Origin of the sequence: Kitasatospora sp. DSM 101779 (assembly GCF_025655475.1) — a bacterium.
GTDB lineage: Bacteria > Actinomycetota > Actinomycetes > Streptomycetales > Streptomycetaceae > Kitasatospora.
This window is the reverse complement of sequence record NZ_JAHTIK010000001.1, coordinates 5,136,142-5,142,888: the sequence shown is the minus strand read 5'-3', so window position 1 is coordinate 5,142,888 and position 6,747 is coordinate 5,136,142. Positions and strand designations below refer to the sequence as shown.

Here is a 6,747-nt window from a genome sequence, read left to right as displayed (position 1 = left end):
GGGCGGCCGGCTGCCCGCCGTTCGCCGCGGCCGCGGTGGCGGCGACGCCCCGCAGGCCGGCCGGGTCGGGCCCGGCCGACCGGGGTCAGCCCGGGTAGCCGAACGAGGCGGCCGGGTGCCCCTGCAGCGCGATCTCGCGCCACTGGTTGCCCTGCAGCCGGAAGATCCGGTGGTCGCTGGAGTAGGCGATCACGGGCGGCACACTCTCCCCCGCGCGGCTCTCCGAGGCCGACACGGTGGTCATCGACTCGCCGCCCTGCAGCGGGGAGTCGGCGGCCTGCGAGCCGTCGGTGCCCACGTAGTTGAGCAGTTGCAGCTTGCCCTGCTCCTTGCCGAGCACCAGCAGCTGGTCGGTGTCCGCCCAGGACACCGAGGCGACGTCGGTCAGCAGCGGGGCGACCGGCCGCAGCCCGGTGACCCGCACCCGCGGCGAGCCCGCCGTGCCCTCGTGCACCACCAGGCCGATCTGCAGCGAGCGGCGGCCGGCGGCGTCCTTGAGCACCAGGGCGATCCGGGTGCCGTCGGAGGAGATCCGCGCGTCCTGGACGGTGCGGTCGGCCAGGCCGTCGACCTGGGCGGCGACGGACTTGCGCCCGCGCACCATGTACAGCTGCGGCGCGGCCGGGTCGCGGTCGACCACCCAGAGGTTCTGTCGGCCGTCCCAGCTGGGCGAGGCGAGGCCCTGGCCGGGCTGGGTGCCGTGGCCGGTGACCACCGGGTCGCCGAGCTTGTCGCTCTCGCCGAAGCCCGTGACGTACAGCGAGCGGCCGTCGGCCCCGATCACGGCGGCGCCGGAGCCGTCGCGGCGGACGGCGACCTCGCCGATCCTCGGCTGGCCCTGCTGCGCGGCCTGGCCGAGCGGTCCGGCCACCGGCCTGCCCGGCCCGTCGCCCTGGAGCAGCAGCAGCTGCCCGGTGTCGAGCTGGTAGTACGGCGAGGCCCCGGCGGAGCCGGCCAGGCGGCCGGGGGCGGACTCGGCGGCCTCGGCGGCCGTCACCGAGCAGCCGCCCTTGGCGCCGGACAGGTCGACCCGGTCCAGCTGGGCCTTGCCCTGCTGGTCGGCCAGGGTGTGGAAGAGCTGGGTGGCCATCTGCTTGCAGGTGCTCTGCCGGCCGCCGAAGTCGGCGACGTCGACCCGCACCGCGGCGGCCCGGCTGTCGTTGACGGAGACGGCGCCCTCGATGTGCACGCCCTCGAAGGCCGAGTAGACGGCCGGGGCGAGCCACTGCGAGGGGCCGGCCGCGAGCGCCTTGGCGGCGGCGGTCAGCGGGTCGGTGCGGCGGCGCAGGTAGATCGGGTCCGGCACCATGACGGGCGGCGTGGCGCCGTCCGCCGAGGGGTCGGAGGAGACGTAGAAGTAGCGGTGGACGGCCCGGTAGGAGTTGCGGAAGTTGGTCTGGTCGACGATCAGACCGTCCGGCAGCCGGTCGATCCGCCACTCGCCCTTGTCCGGGCCCTCGCTCTCCTTCACGAAGGTGAACTGCTGCCGGTACGCCTCGTCGGAGACCACCCGGTAGGAGTGGTCCTCGTCCAGCTCGGCGACCTTGCTGCCGGTCACCGTGATCGTGGTGGTCTCCGCGGCGGCGACCGTCTGGTCGCGGTGCGGGGTGGCGGCGAGGACGGCGACGCCGGCCTGCGGGTTCCAGCGCTTGCCGGCGGAGGCCGTCAGGTACTTGAGCGCTGTCTCGTAGTCCTTGGCCTCGTCCGCACTGGACGCGGCCAGGAAGCCGGCCAGCAGGTCGCGCGGGTCCTCGCCCTTGTGCGGGGGCACCGGGAAGACCCGGACCTGGAGGTTCTCCGCGCCGCTGCCCTGCGGGATCTCGACCCGCTCGGGCGGGCCGTCCGAGGGCATCGCGGCGCAGCCCGCGGCGAGCAGGACGGCGAGGCCTGCGCAGACGGCCCTGGCGGAGCGCAGGTCAGCCCTCACGCTGGTCGTCGTCCTTCGCACGCTGCGGCCTCCGGGTGTCGGCGGTGTCCGGGCCTTCCTGGGGCGGGAGCGCCGGACGTCCGGGCCCGCGGTCGACGACGACCTGGGCCCCGGTGGCACCGTATCCCGCGGCCACGGTGCGGACGTCCGAGGGGTCGGCGATCGGGGCGGCCTGCGGCCGGCCCAGGCCGGGGCCGAGCGAGAGCACGCCGCCGAGGCCGCTGCCGAAGCCGGTCTGGCCGCCCTCGGGGGTCTCGGGGGTCTCCGGGGTGTCCTGGTCGGCGGCGTCGGCCGCGGTGAGCGCGGTCGCGCCGCCGGGGCGGACGGCCCGCCGGTAGGGCGCGCCGGGCGACGCGAGGCCGCGGTTGTGCCGGGAGTCCTCGGGCTCCAGCCGGAACGGCGCCCGGCTGATCTCGCCGCCGCGGGTGCGCGGCAGGGTGAGCCGGAAGTGCGAGCCGCCACCCGGCTCGCCCCAGGCCTGCAGCCAGCCGCCGTGCAGGTGGGCGTCCTCGACGGCGATGGACAGGCCGAGGCCGGTGCCGCCGGTGGTGCGCACCCGGGAGGGGTCGGCGCGCCAGAACCGGTGGAACACCCGGGAGGCCTCGCCCGGCTTCAGGCCGATGCCGTAGTCGCGGACGCCGACCGCGACCGCGCCCTCGCCGGCGCCGAGCCGGACGACGACGTCGCGGCCCTCGCCGTGCTCCAGTGCGTTGACCACCAGGTTGCGCAGGATGCGCTCGATCCGGCGGGAGTCGACCTCGGCGACGACCGGCTTCTCGGCGCCGCGGACGATCACCGCGCTGCCCTTGGCCTCCGCGAGCGGGTCCGCGGCCTCGACCACCCGGGTCACGATCTCGCGGAGGTCGACCGGCTCGGCGTCGAGGATCGCGGCGCCGGCGTCGAAGCGGCTGATCTCCAGCAGGTCGGCGAGCAGCGACTCGAAGCGGTCCAGCTGGTCCTGCAGCAGCTCGGCGGAGCGGGCGGCCATCGGGTCGAGGTCGTCGCGGCTGTCGTAGATGAGGTCGGCGGCCATCCGCACGGTGGTGAGCGGGGTGCGCAGCTCGTGCGAGACGTCGGAGACGAAGCGGCGCTGGACGCGGGAGAGCTCCTCCAACTGGCGGATCTGCGTCTGCAGGGCGTTGGCCATCCGGTTGAAGGACTCGCCGAGGCGGGCGATGTCGTCCGTGCCGGTCACCTTCATCCGCTCCTCCAGGTGGCCGGCGGCCAGCCTGGCGGAGATCCCGGCGGCCATCCGCACGGGCGTCACGACCTGGCGGACGACCAGCCAGGCGATGCCGCCGAGCAGGATGACCACGAAGACGCCGGCGGTCGCCAGGGTGCCGGTGACCAGACCGAGGGTCTTGGTCTCCTGGCCGAAGGAGAAGACGTAGTAGAGCTGGTACGGGGTGCCGTCGGGGCCGGTGAACTGCTTGCCGATGACGAGCCCGGGCTCGTTGTACGAGGGGCTGCCGTCGTCGGTGGAGCGCTGGATCTCGGTGGTCTGCTGGTGCGGGGTGCCGGGCTCGGCCGCGACCTCGTCGCGCAGGTCCTGGCTGATCGAGTCCGGGACGATGTTGCCGGAGTACCAGGCGCCGCGCAGGGCGGCGCTGGGGGCGCTCTCCTGCTGGCCGGTGGAGGGCACCAGGGCGATCACCGAGTAGACGCCGGTGCCGCCGCTGGCGAGGTCGGAGACCTGCTTGATCAGCCAGGTGCCGACCTCGTCCCGCGAGGGGTCGCTGCCGGTGCTGCCGGCCTTGGCCTGCAGGTTGATGGCCTCGTTGATCTTGTCCTGCTCGATCTGGAAGCCGCCCAGCGCCTGACCCTGCGCCGCGTGCTTCTTGGTGTCGAGCAGTCCGGTGCGCACCTGGGCGACCACGACCACGCCGAGCACCAGCACCACGACGACGGAGAGCAGCAGCGTGGCGGCGACCACGCGCAGCTGGATGGAGCGGCGGTACAGCGCGATCAGGCGCCGTACCGGCCGCCGGAACTGACGGATCACCTGGGCGCAGAAGGCGGCCGGGCCGCGGCGGCGCCGCCGGCCCTCCGTGGTCGAACTCAGCACGCTCCCGCGCACAGCAGCCTCCCCGCCGGCATCGGTGCCCGACGGGGAGTCGTCAGCCTCGTACTGCACCACTTAGCTGGGCCCCGCCTTGTAGCCGACGCCGCGCACGGTGACCACGATCTCGGGGCGCTCCGGGTCCTTCTCGATCTTGGAGCGCAGACGCTGGACGTGCACGTTCACCAGACGGGTGTCGGCGGCGTGCCGGTAGCCCCAGACCTGCTCCAGCAGCACCTCGCGGGTGAACACCTGCCAGGGCTTGCGGGCGAGCGCGACCAGCAGGTCGAACTCCAGCGGGGTCAGCGGGATGCCGCGGCCGTCCCGCTTCACCGAGTGGCCGGCCACGTCGATGACGAGGTCACCGATGGTCAGCTGCTCGGGGGTGGGCTCCTCGGCGCGGCGCAGCCGCGCGCGCACCCGGGCCACCAGCTCCTTGGGCTTGAACGGCTTGGTGACGTAGTCGTCGGCGCCGGACTCCAGGCCGACGACGATGTCCACCGTGTCCGTCTTCGCCGTCAGCATCACGATCGGGATGCCGGACTCGGAGCGGATCTGGCGGCAGACGTCGATGCCGTCCCGCCCCGGCAGCATCAGGTCGAGCAGCACGAGGTCGGGCTTGGTCTCCCGGAACGCGGCTAGTGCCTTGTCCCCGTCGGCGACGAAAAACGGTTCAAAACCCTCACCACGCAGCACAATGCCGAGCATCTCGGCCAGTGCGGTGTCGTCATCGACGACGAGGACGCGTCCCTTCATGACTCCATCTTCTCATTACCCGATTGTGACCTGCCCCACAGCCCGGTCCGGGACCCGGGCCCGGGTGATCCGACGGCCCGGCGGGGCACCGCCGGACCGCAGGTCGGGGCCGTTCGCACCGACCGTTGTCGATCAGCAACGGGATACCCCTGGGGCCGTTGCCGCCACCATGGCACGATGGGCGGCGCAGCAGCGGATTCCGGCCGTACGCCGTACCCGACCGACCGACCCGGACGTCCGGGCCCGGGGCCTCGGAGCCCGCGGACCGTAGGACAAGGAGCCTCGATGACCGACACCCCGGGCTGGGCGTCGCCCGGTTCGCCCGAACCGCCCCGTGACGACGTCCGGCCGCCGGCCGGTCCACCGTCCGGCGCCGTCGGCGACGCCACGGGCGGTCCCGGTCCGTACGGCGGAGCGTACGGCAGCATTCCCCACCAGGGCCAGAGCGGCGGCACCCCCGGCCCGGGACAGTACGGCGGCGGCCCCGGCACGGACCAGTACGGCGGCCCCGGCCAGTACGGCGCCCCGGGCCCGTACGGCGGCGCTCCCGGCGGCCCGGGCCAGTACGGCGGCTGGGGCGTGCCGCTGAGCCCCAAGCCCGGCGTCGTCCCGCTGCGCCCGCTCGGCGTCGGCGAGATCCTCGACGGCGCGGTCACCACCGTCCGCAGGCACTGGCGCTCCGCCCTCGGTCTCTCGCTCGGACTGGCCGCCGTCCAGCAGGTGCTGTCGGCCCTCGGCCAGTGGTGGGCCTACGAGCGGCCCGGTGACGCCACCGAGATCGTGGCGCTGCTCGCCCCGGTGCCGCTGGAGGTGCTGATCGGCGTCGTCGCGATCGGCATGCTGACCATGGTGGTGAGCAAGGCGGTGCTGGGTCAGCAGGTGACCCTGCGGGAGGCCTGGCAGACGGCCCGGCCGCGGCTCGCCGCGCTGACCGGCCTCACCCTGCTGACCGGTCTGATCGCCGCCGCGCCGTTCGTCCCGGGGATCGCGCTGCTGGTGACGGGGATCGTCGACGACCTGAACGAACCGGTGCTCGGGCTCGGCCTGATCCTGCTGCTGGCCGCCCTGCCGCTGGCGCTCTGGCTGACCATCGGACTCAGCCTCGCCGCGCCCGCCCTCGTCCTGGAGCGGCAGGGCGTGATCGCCGCGATGGCCCGCTCGCGGCGGCTGGTGCGCGGCTCCTGGTGGCGGCTGTTCGGCATCAACGTGCTCACCCGGGTGCTGATGGGCTTCGCCTCCAGCATGATCCTCATGCCGTTCACGATCGCCGCGGTGGCGGTCTCCGGCGGCATCACGAGCAACACCGACAACCCGATGGCGGTCGCGCTGCCGCCGCTCGGCCTGCTGATCGTCGCGATCGGCAGCACCATCGTCGCGACTTTCACCATCCCGCTCGGCGCGGCCGTCAACGTGCTGCTCTACATCGACCAGCGGATCCGCCGCGAGGCCCTCGACATCGAGCTGGCCCGCGCCGCCGGCCTGCCCGAGTACGGCTCGGCGGGCTGGTCCGGGCAGCCGACTCCCCCCGGGGCCTGAGCCGATGCCGTACTGGGGGGTGGGGGTCGCGCCGACGCGCGTCCTCGCGGACGGGGCTCCGGTCACCGTCCCGCGCGGGCCGGCCCGGGACGCCGCCCGCGACGAACTGCTGAACCCGGCCTACCACCGGCACGACCCGAGCCTGGTACAGCGCGCCACCGCCTGGCTGGACGAGCAGATCGGCCGGCTGTTCGGCAAGGTCGGCGAGTCCGTGGCGGGCGGCGGCACCGGCGTGGTGCTGGCCGTGCTGCTCGTCGCGGTCGTGGTCGCCGCCGTCTGGTGGCGGCTCGGCGCGCCCCGCCGCGAGGCCCGCAGCGGCGCGGCGCTCTTCGCTCACCGCGGCCCGCGCACCGCCGACCAGCACCGCGCCGAGGCCGCCGCCCGCGCCGCCGCCGGGGACTGGCCGCAGGCCGTCCGCGAGCAGATGCGCGCGGTGGTGCGGTCCCTGGAGGAGCGGACGGTGCTGGAC

At 74.6% G+C, this 6,747-nt stretch carries 4 protein-coding genes and 1 pseudogene; 2 read left to right on the top strand and 3 right to left on the bottom strand.

Annotated features, from left to right (window positions below; all coding sequences use genetic code 11):
- Nucleotides 1–85: 85 nt before the first annotated feature.
- The 3 genes from KSNIM_RS23490 to mtrA are packed head-to-tail and all read right to left on the bottom strand — an operon-like array spanning nucleotide 86 to nucleotide 4,742.
- Nucleotides 86–1,927 (bottom strand): LpqB family beta-propeller domain-containing protein, encoded by a 1,842-nt coding sequence (locus KSNIM_RS23490; RefSeq protein WP_263105137.1) that lies wholly within the window; start codon nucleotides 1,925–1,927, stop codon nucleotides 86–88.
- Entirely contained in the window at nucleotides 1,917–4,004 is a 2,088-nt protein-coding gene (gene mtrB, locus KSNIM_RS23485; RefSeq protein WP_411543761.1) for an MtrAB system histidine kinase MtrB, read from the bottom strand. Before mtrB ends, KSNIM_RS23490 begins: the two co-directional genes overlap by 11 nt.
- Before the next feature lie 60 nt (nucleotides 4,005–4,064).
- Nucleotides 4,065–4,742: an MtrAB system response regulator MtrA gene (gene mtrA, locus KSNIM_RS23480; protein WP_030272008.1), complete on the bottom strand. Its 678-nt coding sequence runs from the start codon at nucleotides 4,740–4,742 to the stop codon at nucleotides 4,065–4,067.
- Nucleotides 4,743–5,027: 285 nt separating this feature from the next.
- Here mtrA and KSNIM_RS23475 point away from each other — a divergent pair, with 285 nt between their 5' ends.
- Together KSNIM_RS23475 and KSNIM_RS23470 are read left to right on the top strand one after the other, a co-directional pair.
- A complete protein-coding gene (locus KSNIM_RS23475; protein ID WP_263105136.1) occupies nucleotides 5,028–6,278 on the top strand; it encodes a hypothetical protein in 1,251 nt (416 codons plus the stop codon).
- A 4-nt stretch (nucleotides 6,279–6,282) separates the two neighbouring features.
- Nucleotides 6,283–6,747: pseudogene (locus tag KSNIM_RS23470) on the top strand (hypothetical protein); the annotation flags it as partial.